This window comes from Agrobacterium sp. ICMP 6402 (genome assembly GCF_009498615.1).
Classification (GTDB): Bacteria; Pseudomonadota; Alphaproteobacteria; order Rhizobiales; family Rhizobiaceae; genus Agrobacterium; species Agrobacterium burrii.
The window spans coordinates 135061-152439 of record NZ_QSNV01000011.1; the positions used below are offsets into that span (position 1 = coordinate 135061).

A 17379-nucleotide genomic window follows, 5' to 3' on the forward strand; every position below is an offset into this window, starting at 1 on the left:
ATTAAAATATTGAGGATGAATACACAAAGGCCAACCTGAATTATTAGCCGGCTTTATTACTAGAGATTGCCGCCAATGGCACTACCCATAAGACGTGTTAATCAATTCCTACATTTCATTCTCAAATAGCATTGCCTAATCTTATTTATTGTGCGATTTTCGTGCAGTTTTAGGTGTTGATATGTTTATATTTAATTCTTTTTTAACAAAAAATAAGCGTGCTTTTTTCGCTGTCGGCCTCGCCAGTGCGCTGATGAACATCCTTAATCTTTCCGGCTCGCTTTTCATGCTGGAGGTTTACGACCGCATTTTGCCCAGCAAGAGCATCCCTTCGCTTGTGGCGCTGGTCGTTCTCCTCATCATCCTTTATGCCTTTCTGATGGGCTTTGATGTTTTGCGCAGCCGGATATTGGCCCGTATCGCCGACAATATCGACGACGCGCTCAATCAGAAGCTTTTCAGGGCATCGATCGGTGCTCCTCTCCTTGCCTCTGCAAAGATCGACGGATTGCAGATCGTCGGCGATCTCGACCAGATACGTCAGTTTCTGTCCGGTCCGGGGCCGGGCGCATTTTTCGACATTCCCTGGCTCCCCATCTATCTGCTGATCTGTTTTGCCCTGCATCCGTGGATCGGCTTTGCCGTGCTTGGCGGCGCCGTCATTCTTGTCGTTTTGACGCTTTTGACCAATTGGCTCACCGAAAAAGCGACCAAACAGGCTTATGCCGCACGTGGACAGAGAAACACGCTCGTGGGCAACAGTCAGCGTAATATTGAATCCATTAGAACCATGGGGATGATGGGCGCGGTGACCTCGATGTGGAGCGATCTGCATTCCCAATATCGTGCCGTCACCCTCTCGACCTCCGATACGGCGGGCATGCTTGGCGCGATATCGCGCACATTCCGCCTGCTGCTGCAATCCGGCGTCATGGCAATCGGCGCCGTGCTGGTCATCGAGGGCAATGCCTCCACGGGCAGCATCATCGCAGGTTCAATTCTCTCCGCAAAGGCGCTCGGCCCGGTCGAACATGCAATAGCCAACTGGCGCAGTTTCATGACGGCGCGACAGGGCTGGAAACGCATCAACGAATTTCTTGAACTGGTGCCGGAGCCACAGCCACCGCTTTCTCTGCCGCGGCCGCAATATACCGTTGCCGTCGACCGCGTGACGGGTGGGCCGCCGAGTGCCGCGCGCGACACGGTTGCCGATATTTCCTTTACGCTGAATGCTGGCGATGGGCTTGGCATCATTGGCCCAAGCGCCTCTGGAAAATCAACGCTGGCGCGCCTGATGACGGGGATCTGGCCCTATGACCGCGGTTCCGTGCGCTTCGATGGCGCAGCGTTGAACCAATGGGATTTTGAGGTTCTCGGCAAATCCATCGGTTACATGCCCCAGCAGGTGGAGCTGATGGCGGGAACCGTGGCGCAGAATATCGCGCGATTTGACCGTGATGCGACAGCGGAAGCAATCGTTGCCGCGGCCAAGGCCGCTCAAGTTCATGACCTGATCCTGAGCCTGCCCAGCGGTTACGACACCTATATCGGCGATCGCGGCGAGGCCTTGTCGGGCGGGCAGAAGCAGCGCATCGGCCTTGCGCGCGCGCTTTTCGGCGAGCCGTTTTTTGTGCTTCTCGATGAGCCTAACTCCAATCTGGACAGCGAAGGCGAGATGGCGCTGCGCAATGCAATCGGCGACATCAGGGCGCGGGGTGGCATCGCTGTCGTCATCGCCCATCGTCCCAGCGCCATCGAAAGCGTCAATCTCGTGATGGTCATGAGCGGCGGCCGGATGCTGCGCTTTGGCACGAAGGAAGAAGTGCTGGCGCAAATCCTGCGACAAAACCTGCATCAGGTGCCGGCCGCAGAGGAAGAAACGCGCAGGATCGAAAACCGGGTGGGCGAAAATGGTTGAGCAGGAAAAAGCCGGTGTCACCAATGCGTCTCTCGTAAAGCATTCCGCGGCAGTGATGGTTCTCGCCATCGGCCTGCTCGTCGGATTGGGTGGCTGGGCGGCCATGGCAAAGCTTGCCGGCGCAGTCGTCGCCACGGGACGGGTCGTCGTCGAAGGCAACTCCAAGAAAATCCAGCACCTTTCCGGCGGCATCGTCAGTGAGATCGAGGTCGCCGAAGGCGACAGGGTCGATGCAGGGCAGATTTTGCTGCGGCTGAGCGACACGATCGTTCAGGCCAATTTATCCATCGTTGAGAACACGCTTGCGCAACTTTATTCGCGCCGCGCCCGCCTGCGCGCCGAAATTACCGAGGCCGCGTCTTTCACCGTGCCGGAAGATCTGGTGGAATTGACCAATCCGAAGGCCGCCAGGACATTCATCGACAGCGAACAGGGGCTTTTCAAAAGCCGCCTCAGTGCGCTGACCGGCATGAAAAAACAGCTGGCAACGCGCAAGGATCAACTTCTTGATGAGGCGCGAGGCATGGGCGTTCAGGTTGCGGCAACCGAAAACGAGCTTACCATCGTCAAGGAAGATGTTTCCAAGACGCAGGAGCTTTACAGCAAGGGACTAGTCACGCTTCAGCGGCTCAATCTTTTGAAGCGACAGCTTTCCAACCTCGAAGGCCAGCAGGGCCAATATATGGCGGCCCGCGCCCAGACGGTGGGCAAGATGAGTGAAATGGACCTGCAGCTGCTTCAGCTAGATGAAGACCGCAAGTCCGAAGTGACCAAAGACCTGACATCGGTCGAGGCAACGGTCGCCGAATACGAAGAACGGCTTGCCGCAACCCGCGATCAGCTGGATCGCCTTGATATTCGTTCACCGATTGCCGGGCGCGTCTATCAGCTTTCAGTGCACAATATAAACGGCGTTATTCAGCCGGGTGAAGTGCTGATGCTGGTGGTGCCGGAGAAGGACGACCTTGCAATCGAAGCCGACATACTTCCGCGAGACATTGACCAGATTTACGTCGGCCAGCCGGTCACCATCCGGTTCACCGCTTTCAATCAAAGCACGACGCCCGATGTCGTTGCCGAAGTCGCCGTCGTCGCTCCTGATCTGCAGATGGATTCCCGCACCGGGGCATCCTTTTATACTCTGCGAATCAAACCGGATAAAATCGGGATGCAGCATCTTCCGGGCGGAAAACTATACCCTGGAATGCCGGCGGAAGTTTTCATACAGACGAGCGAGAGAAGCGTTCTATCCTATTTTGTGAAACCGTTTCAGGACAGGATTAATAAAACCTTCATACAGGAATGAGCGTCTTTAGCCCGCAAATTATCCAAATGAAAACATTCATAAAATATGCGGATCGACACTCAATATACTTAAAAATAAGCGTAAATTAGTCTCTTGTTTTATTATTTTTTATGGATTAAATATCGTACGCATTGCTAAGCTTAGATTAAATTTCAATTCATTTCAGTCTCAAAAATTTATGGGAGAGTAACATGGCATTAACTGTCACTTTCGGTAATGGCGGCGCTTCGACGGTTTCGTCGCTCACCAATCTCGTTGATCAGGAAGCTTACAAGCTCCTCACGGAATCGACGACGCAGACCAAGAACGGCTCCTCGCTCAATTCCGGCGTCGTTGATGTCGGCGCCGTGTCGGTTCCCGGCAGCGGTGCGGGCGGCAAGGTCGATGTCGGATACGACGCCAGCACCAACAGCTTCAATTTCGACGTGACGTCGGCATGGAACTCGGTGAAAAACGTTCTCGCGAAGTCCGACTCCGCAGAAAACCTTTCGTTCAAGGATTTCGTGCAGGTTGACGTTCATCTTGGCGGCACCACCGCTTCCAACGTTGAAGTTCTCAATGCCAAGCGTGGTAATATCTCTACCGGCTCGGGTAACGACACGGTGACTGTCTCTCTTCTTTCGAACGACAAATCCTGGGTAAACGCCTTCAACATCGATACCGGTGCCGGCAACGACACCATCACCATCAAGGCGGGCTCTGCACTTAATGATCTGTCTGTCGCGGGCGCAGGCGGCGTTGCTGCCGGTACCAATGTCGTAAACGGCGGCAAGGGCATCACCGACGGTAGCGCAACCACAGTCACGATCAACGCTGGCGACGGCAACGACTCTATCGACCTGAGCGGCGTCAAGCTTGCTTCGTCGCTGGTAACTGGCGGCAAGGGCATCGATCACATCATCGCCAGCGGCGGTGCAGATACTTTCGTGTTCAATCTCGGCGACATGGCCAAGAGCCTTGTCACCGACTCCATCACTGGTTTCAACGCCAGCATGGACAAGCTCAAGCTGGTTGGCACGACAATCTCGAACTGGACGTTGTCGAACTACGGTGACGACACCGTCCTCGACTACAATGTGGACGGCGCGTACAAGGGTGAGAAGATCATCGTTTCTGGTGTTCACCTTACCGGCAGCGACTGGTTCACCGCATAATTCTCTCAAAGAGAATTGCATTAGCAGCGCCATTGCCTAAAATGATCGTGGTCCGGACCGTATATCCGGACCACGATTTTTTTCGTCCTGAATTTTTCATTCTCTTTTGAACTTTTAAATTTTATCAAAAACTTTTTAGAGCACCGGCATGGAACAGAAAAAGTCACGCGACAATAGTTATGATGTCGCCAAAGGCCTGTGCATGATCCTCGTGGTCTTCGGTCACGCGGAAAGGGGATTAAGCGCTTCCGGCACACCACCGCAATTCAGCCTTCTGGGATTTGTCGATTACACGATCTATACTTTTCACATGCCGTTTTTTTTCTTCGTTTCGGGGCTTTTTTTCTCATCCGGCAAAACAACAGACCCCAGGGATTTCCTCGGCAAGCTGGGAAAAAATATCGCTTATCCCTATCTGTTCTGGTCACTCGTGCACGGCGGCCTCATGGTCGCCATGGGTCGTCTCGGCCTCACGAATACGGTCATTGATTTTACCAGAATTCTCGAAATCCTGTGGAATCCGATCAGTCCCTTCTGGTTTCTCTATGCGCTGTTTTTCTGCCAGCTCGCATCCTTTGCGTTAAAGCAGGTGTCCGCGCTTATCCGGCTGGCATTCGCACTCGTTGTTTTCACACTGCTTTATTCACTCGGCCATTCCGTCCTGTGGGATATCGCCTACGGCTTCCTGTATTTCACACTCGGCATCGTCGCAAAACAATATGGTTTTCAGCAGAGACAATACGATGCGCGCTCATTTCTCGCACTTCTCGTCGCCTTTGCCATTTCAGCCTATTTGTCATGGCAAGCCGAGATTCCCGAGAGGCTCCCTTTTATCTCCGCCGTTCTCGGCATCTTTCTGGTGATCGCACTGTCGCAAATTCTCGCGAGGACCGAAAACGCGATATCGTCCTTATTTGAAACGCTTGGAAGACTGTCCGTCGGCATTTATGTCATGCACATCATCGCCATCGGCTTTGGCCGGGCTGTCGCAGTCAAACTGTTTCAGGTGACAGATATGGCAAGCCTTCTGGCAATCACGACAATCATCGGCGTTGCGCTGCCGGCAATCGTTCAATTGGCCACCATCCGCCTTGGCATCCATGAGTGGCTGGCATTGCCCGCCTCGGCCCATAGAAGATCAAACGACATCACACCGTCTTTCGGACGCATCCGTAAAAAGCTGAAAAAACATTCGTAAAACAAATAATTACCAATTCGTGACATCAAGACATAAAGAAACTTCGCAAGCGTGACAAAACTGCACTAGCGCAATGCAGCAATCGAAGAGATTATGGCTCTGACTGAATATTAAAAGCAAAGACATCAACGCTCCTCTGAACCACGAATGTGCGCGATTGCAGCTTTCTGGCACAGATGATCGGTGAATAAACTTGAAGCATCGCTTGGAATTGGGCATATGCCTGATGCGGGCAGAAGCAGTTTCTAAATACGATTCTGCTTAAGGAATGTAATACCGGTTGAGGTTTCTTTACCGGCTCTGTTTACGACGTGTCTATTTTTTAAAAATTATACGATGTCCGGACTGTTTTACTTTTCGGACGAAATTCATTTTGAGGACCAAATGCGTTTATTGAATGTTTCGATTCTGCTTGCCTCCGCAGCACTCGCGGGCTGTACGGTCACAGCGGCATCCGGGCCTGATGCGGCGTCAATCGAATCCAACGCTTCGGTCAAATTCGGTTCCAGGGACAAACAAAAAACCGCGGGCGTTGACTACGCGCTGATCGATATAAACAGTTCCGTTCTGAATTATGTCGGCGACACCACGACGACCACCCTGCTCGGCAGCTTCGGCGGTGGCAAGGGCGGTGTGCCTGCGCTGCCGATGGGTGTCGGCGACGTGGTGCAGGTGGCGATCTTCGAAAGCCAGGCGGGTGGTCTGTTTATTCCGAGCGATGCGGGCAGCCGCCCAGGTAACTTTATCAGCCTGCCAAACCAGACGGTGGATCGGGAAGGCAATATCAGCGTGCCCTATGCCGGCAAGATCCGCGCGACCGGCCGCAATGTCGAGGATGTGCAGAGCGAAATCGAGGAGCGGCTTGCCAACCGCGCTATCGAACCGCAGGTTCTCATCACCAAGATTTCCAGCCGTTCGGCGCAGGCCTCCGTGCTTGGCGACGTCAAGGAGCCGACGAAGGTCCAGTTGTCGGAAGCTGGCGATCGCGTTCTTGACGTGATCTCCTATGCCAAGGGCCTCAGCGCCCCGAATATCGAATCCTATGTGACGCTGATCCGCCGCGGCAAGACTGCGCGCGTCAATTATAATCACCTCGTCAGCACGCCGACCGAGAACATCTATGTGGTTCCGGGCGACACGATCATGGTGGAGCGGGAGCGCCGTACCTATCTGGCCTTCGGCGCCTCCGGCCTCAACGGTCGTTTCGAGTTCGAGGACGCCGATCTCAAGCTTTCGGATGCGCTTGGCAAGGCGGGCGGATTGCTCGATTCGCGCGCCGACCCGGCCCAAGTCTATGTCTATCGTACCGTCAAGCGCGAGCTTCTCGTCAAACTCGGCATCAATACGTCCAAATTCGCAGGGCAGGACGTTCCTGTCATCTTCCGCGCCAATCTGCGCGATCCGTCCACCTTCTTCGCCAGCACGAAATTCCCGATGCAGGATCGCGACATCATCTACGTCACGAATTCGCAGGCAACCGAACTTTACAAGTTCCTCGATCTCGTCGGCTCCGTTCCCGCGACGACGGGCAATGTGGCCGAGGATGTACTTGCGACGCGCAACGCCATCCGGGCCTTCTGACCCATGGCATCGCCGCGCTAACGCCAAAGCCGCCCCGGAAACGAGGCGGCTTTTTCTTTGGCTGAAACCAACAGGGGGCATGGCATGCCCGCCAAGATGCCTATCGGCGACAGCCCGCTTTTCCATCAACTCGTAGCGCCCGGCGGAAACAGAAGCCGATCTTTGCGGCGCAGCCCGAAGCGCGGCCGGCGGCTGTCGTGCGGTAAGCTCAGTGATCGGCATAGGCCGAAAGCCGCTGCATCCCCTGGTCCGCAAGGCAACACTGCCGCAGACATTGTCGCCGCCATTACAAAAGTTTAAGGTGATTTCGCAGCGCAATGGGTATCTTCTGGGGGCAAGCTGCTCCCAAGGCTTGCCGCACATGTTCGGGAAACATGTATTCGCTCTCATTATGCGGAACCGTCAGATGAAACGTTTCTGGACCGCTCTCAGCGTTCTTGCCATCGCAGCCATCGGCGCGTGGTATTTTAGGGATCGCCTGCCGCTCGATCAAATTCCCTATCTCAAGCAATTCGCCAGCGTCTCGCAACAGGCGGAACCTGCCACGACTGACACCAGGGCACAGCACGCACAAAACGGCCAGCCCGCCCCACAACAGGGCCAAAGACAGGGCGGCGGGCGGCGCAATGGCGGACCGCCGACCGTTAGCACCATCGCCGTCGACAAGGCGACGCTGCCGATGGATGCCATGGCGACAGGTTGGGCGGTTGCGGCCGATATTACCAATATCGCCCCGCTTCAGGCCGGTCTCGTCACCGAAATCGCGGCAAAGGACGGCCAGCATATCAAGGCCGGCGATCTGATCCTGAAAATGGATGACCGCATTGCCCGCGCCGCCGTCGACAAGGACAAGGCCAATATTGCCGCCGATCAGGCGACGCTGGATCAGGCCGAGGCCGCTTTCCAGCGCGCCGCCAATCTGGTCAAGCAGAATGCCGAAGCCCAGCAGGTGCTGGATCTGGCCAAGGCGGCGCGGGATTCGGCCAGCGCCAAGATCGGCGCTGACCGCGCTGCACTGGCCGCCGACCAGGTGGCGCTCGAGAATATGGAGATCCGTGCGCCCTTTGACGGTCGGCTGGGCGATATCAGCGTCAGCCCCGGCGCTTATCTCAGCGCCGGCGTCAATATCGTGACGATCACGAAATATGATCCTATCGACGTCAGTTTCCGCCTGTCCCAACGTTACCTGCCGCAATTGCGCGAAGGCCTCGAGAAGGGCGCAACTGTGGATGTGGACCCGGCGGCAACCGGCGGCGAAGCCATGCAGGGCGTGCTGCGCTTTTACGACAATACGGTGGACCAGACCTCCGGTACCGTGCTGGTGAAAGCGGAATTCAAGAACGACCGCGGCCTTTTATGGCCCGGCCAGTCCGTCAACGTCACAGCCCACTTCGTCTCGGATGAGGAGATGATCGTCGTGCCGACGGTCGCGGTTCGACCGGGGCCGAAGGGAAGTTTCGTCTATACCGTCGATGAGAACCACCGTGTTCATATGACGGCGGTCGAAGTCGCTCGTTCGAACGGCGATCTCACCGCCATCGCCAGCGGCCTGTCCGGTGGAGAACACGTGATCATCGAAGGCCAGTCGGAACTCGCCGATGGCCAGCAGGTTGTCGAGCAGTTTTCCGACAAGGGTGGCGCAGACGGCAATCTGGCCGCCAATGTTCCGCAGGAAAAGGCTGGCACCCCATGATCTCGAATTTCTGCATCAACCGGCCCGTCGCAACCACTCTTCTCGCCATAGGCCTCGTGCTGGCCGGGCTTGCCGGTTTCCGCCTGCTGCCCGTCGCCGCACTGCCGAAGGTCGACTTTCCGACGATCAGCGTCTCGTCGTCGCTATCAGGCGCTTCGCCGCAGACCATGGCTACATCGGTCACCACCCCGTTGGTCAAGCAGTTCGAGACCATTCCGGGCGTCAGCGAGATCAGCGCCACCAATACGTTGGGCAACAGCTCGATCGTGCTGCAATTCGACCTCAACCGCGATATCGATGCGGCGGCTGCCGATGTTCAGGCCGCGATTTCGCGCGCGCAGCGGCAATTGCCAAGCAACATGACGACGACGCCGAGCTACCGTAAGACCAACCCGGCCGATGCACCGGTGCTGTTGCTGGCCATCAACAGCAAGGAACTGCCGACCAGCAAGGTGGATGAGATCGCGGAAGATATCATCTCGCCGCTGCTTTCCACCATTTCCGGCGTCGCCCAGGTCAGTGTCTATGGTGCGCAAACCTATGCCGTGCGCATCGGCCTCGATCCGGCGCAGCTTCAGGCGCGCGGGCTCGGCGTCGATACCGTTACCAATGCGATAGCGCAGGCGAATAATCAGGTGCCCGTTGGCGCATTGCAGAACGATAACCAGCGCCTGACAATCGAGGCCGATACCCAGCGCACGGATGCCGCGGCCTTCCGTACCCTGGTCGTGGCGACGAATAACGGCGCAGCCATTCATCTCGGCGATATCGCCAACGTCACCGACAGCATCGACAACACCAATGCCGGCAGTTGGTTTGACGGCGAACAGGCGATCATCCTTGCCGTACAGCGACAGCCGGACGCCAATACCGTCGATGTGGTCGATGCCATCAAGGCCAAGCTGCCGGCACTTCGCCAGCAATTGCCGCCCTCGGTGAACATCAACGTCATGAATGATGCCTCGACGGCCATTACGGACGCGATCTCCGATGTCCAGTTCACGCTTTTCCTCACCATCGGGCTGGTGGTCGCGGTCATCTATCTTTTCACCGGCCACCTGACGGCGACCATCATTCCAGGGCTTGCCGTACCTCTATCGCTGATCACCGCCTTCGGCGCGATGTATGTGCTGGGTTACAGCATCGACAATATCTCACTGCTGGGGCTGACATTGTCCGTGGGGCTTGTGGTGGACGACGCCATCGTCATGCTGGAAAACATATTACGCCTGCATGAAAAGGGGCTGACGATGCGGGAAGCGGCCCTTCAGGGGGCGGCGGAAGTCAGCAATACCATCCTGTCCATGTCCATCTCGCTGGTTGCCGTGTTTATTCCCATCCTGTTGATGGGTGGGGTGATCGGCAGGCTCTTCAACGAATTCGGCATGGTCGTCACGCTCGCGATCATGGCCTCGGCGCTGGTGTCGCTGACGGTGACGCCGATGCTCGCCTCGCGCCTTTCCGGCAATTCGTCCAGACCGCCAGCCATCGTCCGGTGGTTCGATGCCGGTTTCGAGCGCACGCTGCGTGGGTATGGCCGTGCAGTCGGCTGGTGCCTTTCCCACCGCCGTGTGGTTCTGGCCTCATTTCTGGCTTCGATTGCCGCCTCGCTCTATCTGTTCGAGACACTGCCCTCCAGCTTCTTCCCGCAGGAGGATATTGGCCGTCTTTCCGTGTCGACACAGGCGCGCGAGGATATTTCCTATACTGCGATGCGCGACCTTCAGGCCCAGGTTGCCGATCAGATTCGCAAGAACCCGGCCGTTGTGCATGTCACCTCCATTGTCGGCGGCAATTCCCGCAATCCGCTGAACAACGGCTCGATGTTCGTTGAACTGAAGTCCAAGGAAGAACGCGCGCCGCTCAGCCAGGTACTGGCGGAACTCGGGCAGGCCACATCGAAAGTGGCCGGCATCCGCACCTATATCAATCCGCAGCAGAGCCTGCGTTTTGGCGGGCGCAGCTCCGCCAGCCAGTACCAGCTCGTCGTTCAGGGCCTGAATGCCGACACCACGAATGAATGGTCGAACAAACTGATGGAGGCGATGCGCCGCGACCATACATTCACCGCCGTCACCTCCGATGCCCAGAACGGCGCCATCGCGGCAACGATCTCCGTTGATCCGGAAAAGGCGGCCGCCTTCGGCATCACCAATGACCAATTGCGCAAGACGCTGGAAATGTCCTTCGGCGGTTATACGGCCGCGCAAATCCAGTCCACCGGCGACAGCTATGACGTGATCGTGGAATTTGACAGCTCCAAACAGTGGAATGATGATTTTCTGAGCGATATCAACATTCTCTCGGCCAAGTCTGGCGTTCTGGTTCCGCTGTCCAATTTCGCCAGCCTCACCCGGACCCAAGCGCCGGTCACCATCAACCAGACGGGCCAGCTCGTCTCCACGACGATTTCCTTCAACCTGCCGGATGGGGTGGCGCTTTCCGATGCCACGAGCCGGATCGATCAGCTCAAGAGCACAATCGGCCTGCCGCAGGATGTTTTCACCAGCTATGGCGGCACGGCGGCAATCTTCCAGCAGAGCCAGGGCAATACCGGCATCCTCATTCTGGCGGCGGTGCTGACCATCTATGTGGTTCTCGGCGTTCTCTATGAGAGCTTCATTCACCCGCTGACCATTCTTTCCGGCCTGCCAGCGGCCGCCTTCGGAGCGCTGGTGGCGTTGAAGGTGATGGGCATGGATTTTTCGATCATCGCGCTTATCGGCCTGTTGATGCTGATCGGCATCGTCAAGAAAAACGCGATCATGATGATCGACGTGGCGGTGGAGTTGATGCGCGAAAAGGCCGAACCGGCCGTCACCGCCATCCACGAAGCCTGCGTTCGCCGGTTCCGGCCGATCATGATGACGACCTTTTGCGCGCTCTTGGGCGCGCTCCCAATCGCGCTTGGCTCAGGTGCCAGTTCGGAACTGCGCCAGCCGCTCGGCGTCGCGGTGGTCGGCGGTCTTATCGTCTCGCAATTGCTGACCCTGTTTATCACCCCTGTTATCTTCGTGGAAATGGACCGGTTCGGCAATTTCCTCGCCGGTCTGTTTTCCCGCAAAAAATCAGCCGGGAAGCACACCGAGCCGCAAAAGCCGGAGGGCGAAGATCAGCCCGATTCCGTCGCGGCCTAGATCGTTTTGGCTTTTCTTCGAATCGCCATAACGATCTATCTTTTTGATTTTACGCGTTGTCCGGACGTAAAAGCGTTTCCGCTTTTACTGGAAACGCTCTAACGCAGGTTTCCGAGGCGCTTCAGCGCCTCAGAAAAACCCGCCGCCTGCAACTGGAACGACACCGTGCGGCCCTGCAGATCGGGGGCTTCGATCGTCAACGTCTTTCCCGCCTCAAGCGCAGAGACAAGCTCGACAAAGGGTGTGAAGGACACGATGCAGCCGACGGGCAGGCAAGTGCTGACCTGCACTTCCTGCAGCCGAACATTTCCGGATTTCACTGAAAATAGCTTTGTGACAGCAAGGCCGAAAGGCATGACGAAGGTGCCGGAGAGCCTGTCCGGCATTTTGGGATCATCAATCCGGAATTCGACCGAGACGACAAGCTTGCGGGTTTTCTCCTCAAGCTGCACCTGTGCTATGGCGCAGACCGGCTTTTCCGCCACTACTGAGACGTTCGGATCGGCCTCGTCCTTTTTCGCGGACGCCGCGCAGGCGAGCTGCCAGCTTCCATAAACCTCGTGCAAGGGCGCAGCAATCTTGGCTGCCTCCTGCGCAAGCGCGTTTGTCGCCACACCGACGAAGAGAGAAACAGCAAGGGTCGCGTTCCACAGCATGTTTTGACCGCGCCTCATCAGAAACGGACTCCCAGTTCGGCTGATGCGGATTGATCCAAGACGCCCGCCCCGAAAACCGCGCCATAACGGAATGTCAAGGTGGCGGAAGGGTTGATATCGTAGCTCAGTCCCAGATTGAGCAGCGCCACATCCTGCGCCATCGCCGCACTTGCGACGGAAAAACCACTGCCGCCCGTGTAGAACAAGGTGCTCCCCACTACCGGATCGCCGTAGGCATGACGCCAGCCGATATCGAACATCGCCTGCCCAGCCAGGCTCTCAAATGCAATGTCACGGCTGAAACGCGCACCAAGCGTTGAATAGAGCTGATCATGGTTGGCAGAGCCGGAAGAAACGGTGGCGATACCGCCCTTCTCGCCGAAAGCATCCGTCTTCGTATTCACATAGCTGATATTGGCATAGGGTTCGAACTGTGTCAGATCAAAATCGAAACGCCAGGCGGCCTCGGCAAAGACTTGCGTGGTGGAGGCGTCATAGCCGGCAGTCAGATTTTCATGCAATGTCGAAAAAGATACCGTCCGGCGGGTTACGACATCCTGAAAAGCATGGACTGCTCCAAAACGCAGCGAGGCCGGGCCGATTATGCCTCCGCCATAGGCGGCCAGATAATAACTGTCCACATCCGCTGCCGACAGGGACTTCTGGCTGATGACATCACGACCATAGCCGGCAGCAACACCGGCGCGCCAGCCGTCACCCCAATCACCATCGAGACCAAAAAAGACGCCGCCGCCTTTCATATTGACCGACGAGCCGCTGCCATCGCCATCGATGTGTCCGCGCGACCCGAAACCATTGGACCATAAAGTGAGGGAGCCTTCATCGATATTCATCGGGTCCGGTGCGCCCATCCCGCCGACGGCAGGCAGGATCGAGCGCGCATCGATACCCTTGAAGGCGCTGCGCAGCCGGCTGAGAATAACATCACGGGTCAGTTGACTGCGGTTTATCAACGCCATGGCAAGCGAGGGATGCAGTTCGCCGGCAAGCTGTGAAAACGCTGTCTGGGTCTCTGCCTGCTGAAGATAATAAGCCGCATCGTAAAGTGCCGATCCTTCCCCCAACGCCTCGACCGCGTTGGCAGCGGAACGCGCATTGCCCGTCGAGGTCGAGGCGGCAAAAGATCCCGGCCCGAAAGATTCGCGTTTCAGCAGAAGGTAGACCGTATTGTTGTCGCCACTCTTCGTGACAGCGGTCTTCAGATAATCAAGATTTCCAACCACATCGGCAAATGCCCCGCTCACCCCCCCCGTTGCCGTCAGAAGCACGTATTTCGCACCGAAAGCAAAGGTCAGACTGTCCGTCACGGGTGTGACGATGAGATTGACATTATTGGCTATGGTGACAGTGCCGGTGACAGCAAGCCTGTCGGAATTGCCGTAGCTGTCGATTTCGACCGCATAGGCGGAGCCGCTGGCAAATGTCGCGTTGCCGGTGGACGTCAATGTGCCAATGGAATTGCCGGGCGCAAGTGTGCCGCCGGACTGAACCGTTACGCCGCCTATGGTGCCGGAGCCGCCAAGCGCCGCGCCGTTGGCGACTGAAATCACGCTTGCAAGCGAGCCATTGACGCTGAGCTTGCCGGAGGAAACTTCGGTGGTTCCGCTATGGGTGCTGTTTCCGGTCAGGATCAGATTACCGCTACCAGTCTTTTCAAACGAACCGGAACCGCTGATGACATTGGAAAGCCTGCCGGCCCCATCCACCACCAGCGCCGCATTATTGGCGATCTCGCCCGAACCAAAACTGGTGGCGGTTCCCTTCAGCGTACCGGCCGAAATTGTCGTCCCGCCGGAATAGCTGTTGTTGCCGCCAAGCGTCGTCACACCGTTTTCGGCATCGATCCGGCCAGCACCGGAGATATCCGCGGAAAGTTCGTAATCGTTTTCCGAGTGGTTCAGGACGATGCTGCCATTGCCGGCACCGAAAGCAATCGCCTCCGCCTCCACCTCGCCTGCCGAATGCGCCGTCTGCCCGGCAGCGGCGCCAATGTTCAAGACACCGGTGGAACCCGCAGCCGATGCGATCACGATGGTCGTTGCGGCAACAGAACCACCACCCGTCACCTCCACCGTGCCGCCGCCGCTTCTCCCGATAACCAGGGTGTTGCCGATCTCCGCGTGCGACCCCACCCCGACGATCCGCAATGCACCGTCCGAACCGGCCTCCGTGCCGAGAGAAAGCTGATTGGCATTTAGGGAAGCGCCATTGAGTACCGTCACCTGGCCGGTGCCGGAGCGGCCGATATTCATGGAGCCGGAATCAGCAAGATTATTGTCGACCTCAGCCGTGACATTCGAACCGGTCCCTTCGATCATCAATATCCCGGAGGAGCCGGCAAGCTCGCCCAGCGTTACCTGCCCCGCCTGAATGCCGGCGCCGGTGTCGACCGAGACCTCTCCAACGGCGCCATTCTGATATCCGACGACAAGGGCCCTGGCCACCGTCCAGCTTGACCCACCACCGGCGATGGTCACGGAAGATCGCGAACCGCCGAGCGTTGCGACATATCCGGCACCGCTGGTGACTGCACCGCCTGCATCGATCTGCAGCGAGCCCTTGCCGGCATTACCGACATAGAGGTTTGCGGAATTGCGCAGGGCACTTCCGGAACCGGAGACCCGGAGAGAGCCGACGCCATCGGCATTTACGCCGAGAACCGTGTCCGCCGTTTCAACGACGCCGCTGCCGGTCACCACCAATGAGCCAGCACCATCCACGCCCACGCCGAGACTACCGCTACCGACCGTCCATACGGAGCCGCTGCCATCCACGATCGTGCTGCCCGTCGCACCCGCGACGTTGCCGAGACGTGCAGACACGCTTTCAACCCTGCCGCCCGTATCGACATTCAGCATGCCGTAACCGGGTGTTCCAACCGCCGCCAGCGCATCGCCGCCGATCCGCAGGTCGCCTGTGGTCCAATTCGTGCCGCCACCGGTCACATTGACCACGCCAGCCGAATTGCGGCCAATCGTGACGGCACCGCTGGTTACCGTCGCGGCTGTACCAACAGACATGGTCACCGCACCTTCATTGCCGACAATCAGCGTGCCCTGAGTTTCCAACATGGAGCCAGCGCCATCTATTTTGAGCGCACTTCCACCCGATGACGCCAAGTCGCCGATAACCATGTTGCCCTGGCTGATCACCACGCCGCCGCCAGCGATGACGAAAGAGCCTGAACCATCGCCGCCGATGACCATATCGCCGGAACTTGTCAGTGTGCTGCCGGCACCCTCGACGGTCACGGTCCCCATAGAACCAACCCCGCCGGCGACAACCAATCGACCGGTTTTAAGCTCACTTGCGCCCAGCACCTCCAGCGAACCGAAACCGCCATAGCCCACGAAAACCGTATCGGAATTTTCAAGGCTGGATGAATTGTCCAGTTTAACCGTACCGTATCCGAGCCCATCCTCGCCTATATAGATATGTCCAAGAGAAGTGATCGAACTTCCACTGACATCAAGGTCTCCAACGCCGTTTCTGGCCACGAATATATTGCCGCCATTCGACCAGTTTCCTCCGGAAAAATTCAATTTTCCGGCAATACCAGCATTGGCGCCAATTTCGCTGTAAGTTGTCGACAGACCGCCATTGACCGAAAGCGAGGCATCAGTGTCTAGCCCGATAGCCAGGCCAGAGACGTTGGCATGTGTTCCGGCTGCAATCGTCGGTCCCTCGGAATTGAAGCTGGCGGTGTCGTTTGCGCCGGGAACACGCGTATAGCCGTACCAACTGGAGGCTAAAAACCAGTCATCCGTGGATGATCCAACCCAGACGATCGTGTCCGCCAGAGCAGATGGCGAGAGTGCGGCGGAAAACATCACGGCGAAAAGGCCCGTTGAGCCGCGCAGAAAATGCCGGGATAGGGACGCCACCCTCAAGCGGGTTTTCTGCGGATCTTTCCCTTCAGAAACACCACAGAACCAACCGGACATCCAAGCTCCCTTACCGGCGCATTGCGCCGCTCTGCCCTGATCCGGCGAATCACTCTTCCAGACAAATCAATTAGCTCACTCCGAAGGATAATTGGTAGTATAAAGAGCATAAAAAAATGCTCTGGACGCCTGCGCAAATATAAAAACGGAGCGCGACGGGCGCGCTCCGCGAAACAAATAAAAAGATTGTTTGAATAATAGGATTTTTGCAGGGGGCCGAAGGGGAACCCGGGCAGCTTCTACTACTGCCGGGAGAACCGGCCAAAGGCTCCGCCTGAAAAGCACAGGGGGTCACCATCACGATGGGCGGCGCGCAAAACCTCGCCGACGATGATGGTGTGGTCGCCCGCATCGTGCGCCGCGGCCTGCCGGCATTCAAACCGGGCGAGCGTTCCGGGAATGACCGGCACACCCTCATCGTTCATTTCCCAGTCCAGATCATCGAAGGCGCGACCGTTGCGGGTAAAACGGGCGCTCAGCACATCCTGATCGGCACTCAGCACATGAATGGCGAAATGGGTGGCGCCACTGAAGGCCGGATAACGCGACGAGTTCTTGGCCGGCGACCACAGCACCAGCGGCGGATCGAGCGATACCGACGCGAAGCTGTTGACCGTCATGCCGATAGGTCCGTCTGGCGTCGTTGCCGTCACCACCGTAACCCCTGTCGTGAAAGCGCCAAGCGCATTGCGAAAGCTGCGACTGTTTTCGCCGCCGGGAACAAATACATGCTCATTGGGCATTTTGATCGCCTCTGCCATTGCCACTGTC

10 protein-coding genes are annotated in these 17379 nt (G+C 57.3%); 7 read left to right on the forward strand and 3 right to left on the reverse strand.

Going from position 1 to position 17379, the window contains the following annotated elements; genetic code table 11:
* Positions 1-181 precede the first annotated feature (181 nt).
* From DXT96_RS23085 to DXT96_RS23115, 7 genes are all read left to right on the forward strand, one after another.
* Complete coding sequence (locus DXT96_RS23085; RefSeq protein WP_153516634.1) at positions 182-1918, forward strand: type I secretion system permease/ATPase; 1737 nt, start codon at positions 182-184, stop codon at positions 1916-1918.
* Positions 1911-3224, forward strand: a complete 1314-nt coding sequence (locus tag DXT96_RS23090) for an HlyD family type I secretion periplasmic adaptor subunit (RefSeq protein ID WP_153516635.1) — start codon at positions 1911-1913, stop codon at positions 3222-3224. The genes DXT96_RS23085 and DXT96_RS23090 overlap by 8 nt, the downstream gene beginning before the upstream one ends.
* A gap of 191 nt (positions 3225-3415) precedes the next feature.
* Positions 3416-4378 carry a rhizobiocin gene (locus DXT96_RS23095; protein ID WP_153516636.1) on the forward strand — a complete coding sequence of 321 codons (963 nt, stop codon included), beginning with the start codon at positions 3416-3418 and terminating at the stop codon, positions 4376-4378.
* A 148-nt stretch (positions 4379-4526) separates the two neighbouring features.
* Positions 4527-5576 carry an acyltransferase family protein gene (locus DXT96_RS23100; RefSeq protein ID WP_153516637.1) on the forward strand — a complete coding sequence of 350 codons (1050 nt, stop codon included), beginning with the start codon at positions 4527-4529 and terminating at the stop codon, positions 5574-5576.
* 384 nt (positions 5577-5960) lie between these two features.
* Positions 5961-7157, forward strand: coding sequence for a polysaccharide biosynthesis/export family protein (locus DXT96_RS23105; RefSeq protein ID WP_153516638.1), 1197 nt, complete (start codon positions 5961-5963; stop codon positions 7155-7157).
* Positions 7158-7563: 406 nt separating this feature from the next.
* Entirely contained in the window at positions 7564-8850 is a 1287-nt protein-coding gene (locus DXT96_RS23110) for an efflux RND transporter periplasmic adaptor subunit (protein ID WP_153516639.1), read from the forward strand.
* Positions 8847-11987 (forward strand): efflux RND transporter permease subunit, encoded by a 3141-nt coding sequence (locus tag DXT96_RS23115; RefSeq protein WP_153516640.1) that lies wholly within the window; start codon positions 8847-8849, stop codon positions 11985-11987. The genes DXT96_RS23110 and DXT96_RS23115 overlap by 4 nt, the downstream gene beginning before the upstream one ends.
* A 98-nt stretch (positions 11988-12085) precedes the next feature.
* On the opposite strand, the gene DXT96_RS23120 is transcribed toward DXT96_RS23115, so the two are convergent.
* The 3 genes from DXT96_RS23120 to DXT96_RS23130 all read right to left on the reverse strand — a co-directional run bounded on the left by DXT96_RS23120 (position 12086) and on the right by DXT96_RS23130 (position 17375).
* On the reverse strand, positions 12086-12661 hold the full coding sequence (locus DXT96_RS23120; RefSeq protein WP_153516641.1) for an invasion associated locus B family protein: 576 nt from the start codon (positions 12659-12661) through the stop codon (positions 12086-12088).
* Positions 12661-16608 carry an autotransporter domain-containing protein gene (locus DXT96_RS23125; RefSeq protein WP_153516642.1) on the reverse strand — a complete coding sequence of 1316 codons (3948 nt, stop codon included), beginning with the start codon at positions 16606-16608 and terminating at the stop codon, positions 12661-12663. Before DXT96_RS23125 ends, DXT96_RS23120 begins: the two co-directional genes overlap by 1 nt.
* 242 nt (positions 16609-16850) lie before the next feature.
* Entirely contained in the window at positions 16851-17375 is a 525-nt protein-coding gene (locus tag DXT96_RS23130) for a flavin reductase family protein (protein ID WP_149899712.1), read from the reverse strand.
* Positions 17376-17379 lie beyond the last annotated feature (4 nt).

Coding starts and splice junctions, on each gene's coding strand:
- DXT96_RS23085 (WP_153516634.1), top strand. CDS start 182: ATGTTTATATTTAATTCTTTTTTAACAAAAAATAAGCGTGCTTTTTTC.
- DXT96_RS23090 (WP_153516635.1), top strand. CDS start 1,911: ATGGTTGAGCAGGAAAAAGCCGGTGTCACCAATGCGTCTCTCGTAAAG.
- DXT96_RS23095 (WP_153516636.1), top strand. CDS start 3,416: ATGGCATTAACTGTCACTTTCGGTAATGGCGGCGCTTCGACGGTTTCG.
- DXT96_RS23100 (WP_153516637.1), top strand. CDS start 4,527: ATGGAACAGAAAAAGTCACGCGACAATAGTTATGATGTCGCCAAAGGC.
- DXT96_RS23105 (WP_153516638.1), top strand. CDS start 5,961: ATGCGTTTATTGAATGTTTCGATTCTGCTTGCCTCCGCAGCACTCGCG.
- DXT96_RS23110 (WP_153516639.1), top strand. CDS start 7,564: ATGAAACGTTTCTGGACCGCTCTCAGCGTTCTTGCCATCGCAGCCATC.
- DXT96_RS23115 (WP_153516640.1), top strand. CDS start 8,847: ATGATCTCGAATTTCTGCATCAACCGGCCCGTCGCAACCACTCTTCTC.
- DXT96_RS23120 (WP_153516641.1), bottom strand. CDS start 12,661: ATGAGGCGCGGTCAAAACATGCTGTGGAACGCGACCCTTGCTGTTTCT.
- DXT96_RS23125 (WP_153516642.1), bottom strand. CDS start 16,608: ATGTCCGGTTGGTTCTGTGGTGTTTCTGAAGGGAAAGATCCGCAGAAA.